The organism is Bergeyella anatis (assembly GCF_036016955.1).
In the GTDB taxonomy this organism is placed as follows: Bacteria; Bacteroidota; Bacteroidia; order Flavobacteriales; family Weeksellaceae; genus JAYWXI01.
This window is the reverse complement of sequence record NZ_JAYWXI010000182.1, coordinates 1-332: the sequence shown is the minus strand read 5'-3', so window position 1 is coordinate 332 and position 332 is coordinate 1. Positions and strand designations below refer to the sequence as shown.

Below are 332 nucleotides of genomic sequence, written 5' to 3'. Positions count from 1 at the left end.
AAGACAAATCAAATACAGATATATCTCCAAACGGTATATTACTGCTTATTACATCAAAGGAATTATTTTGTCGTTCTTCTATATTTTCAAATCCCTTAATTTTTATTTGGGTGGAAGGATGTAAATGTTTTAATATTTTCCCCGTTAGTAAATCTTTTTCAAAAGCGGTTATAGACACATCATTTTGTTGTAACTGTTCAATAAAATTCCCTGTTCCTGCAGAAGGGTCTAATGCTTGTTGGTATTGAAAGTTGTGTTTATTAAGTACCGCTGATAGAGCTTGGATAACTTCTGGCGGGGTATAAAATGAAGTGAGTACCGAACTTTTAAGA

Annotated in this window: 1 protein-coding gene; it reads right to left on the bottom strand. The window is 32.5% G+C overall.

Going from position 1 to position 332, the window contains the following annotated elements; genetic code table 11:
• The coding region (locus tag VQ048_RS12845; RefSeq protein WP_327612001.1) for a DNA methyltransferase family protein at window positions 1-332 on the bottom strand (332 nt) is incomplete at both ends.